We start from the raw sequence: 1,370 nt of genomic DNA on the forward strand, positions 1-1,370 counted from the left end.
AACCGCCATTTGTTCAGCCAAATAACGCATATACTCAGGGTTGTTATCGATGAAATCTCTCATTGAGTCAGCAGTCACTTGCAGACTGTTCAAAGCGGCATTAACCTTCTCAATACTTGCCGAACTGTTCAACGCTAATAACTGCGCCTTCCAAGTCATGATCTTTGGCGTTTGTTCAGAGACCAAACTCAATCTATCGGATACATCTCCCAATGCTTCCGGCATCGTACCCAACGTTGTTACCGCGTCTTCCTCACTGATTTGATTGGCTTCTAACCAAGCACGGTAAGCTGGCGTTCTAATCATGCTTAAATCAGCGAACGGATACTGTTTAACAAAGTCAGCAACAAAGAGCTTCGTTTTATCGTAAACCTCTTTTTTCAACAGTGATTGAGCGAGCTGGTCTACCTCGTTGGCTAAGTGTGCCGAGACTTGTTTGGCTTCATCTGTAGCAAAAATGTCACGGCCAGCGCCCGTCGCATAAAACTGGTTCATTTGATGAGTGAACACCCACGTATCAATCAATGCAGCCATTGGTGAAACTTGATATGCTGCAGCTTGCAAGCCTTCTTCTGCATTGATCTTCCACAGCAGGACGTAAGACTGGTTCACTTTATCATTGGGATCATACTGCTCTTGAAGCACATCGGCGGCTTGCTCAACTTGAGCAAAAAATTGAAGTGCATATTCGCGCGTTAAAATGCGCATATTAAGCTCTTGCTTGGTGAGAGGAACGGTCTGGCTGTCAATTTTCACTTCTAACAGGGAACACCCTGAAAGAGTGGTAACCAACCACAAAACCATTAGTGACGATATTCGACGAATGGACATGAAGCTACCTTTATCAAATTGTATAGAACAGGAATTAAGCGGAACCCAAGTGTAGGTTCGAACGCGCCTTTAATACCTCAACCGCCAACATTTTAAGTCAGAGGAATATCAATCTGTTAGCACTTCTCGTATCTTTTCACTGTTGAGAACTTTCTCTGCGAAAAGTGTTGTTTGTTGTAATACATCCCTTAATTGACAGAGCTTATTATCCGGTACCTCTTTGCCCTGTTTTATCAATAATTCTATCTCACCTGAGATGTAATGCAGGGGCATTGCACCTAAACTTCCTGACACCCCTTTCAGGCTGTGCGCTGCGCGCTGTGCGTTGTCTATATCTTCGTTTAGAAGTTTATGTAATTTAGAACCATCTTCAGCATGATCTTGAATAAAGACCTCGAGCAACATTCGGACAGCGCCTTCATCTCCAGAAAGCGAATCCAGCATTCTGTTTATATCGATAAACGGTTCTTGCGGAGCCAGCAATTCTTGTCGCGAATCAGGGGTTAGCTCTTGCGTTTTATTCGCTTGAGCATCACTTG

Annotated in this window: 2 protein-coding genes; both read right to left on the minus strand. The window is 43.9% G+C overall.

The genetic code is table 11. The features are described from left to right. A partial coding sequence (locus R7P67_RS24445; protein WP_318086266.1) for a chemotaxis protein occupies positions 1-831 on the minus strand: 831 nt, incomplete at its 3' end. A 108-nt stretch (positions 832-939) separates the two neighbouring features. After that, on the minus strand, positions 940-1,370 hold a 431-nt coding region (locus R7P67_RS24450; RefSeq protein ID WP_318086267.1), incomplete at its 5' end, for an Hpt domain-containing protein.

It is taken from the genome of Vibrio sp. Vb0937 (assembly GCF_033338855.1).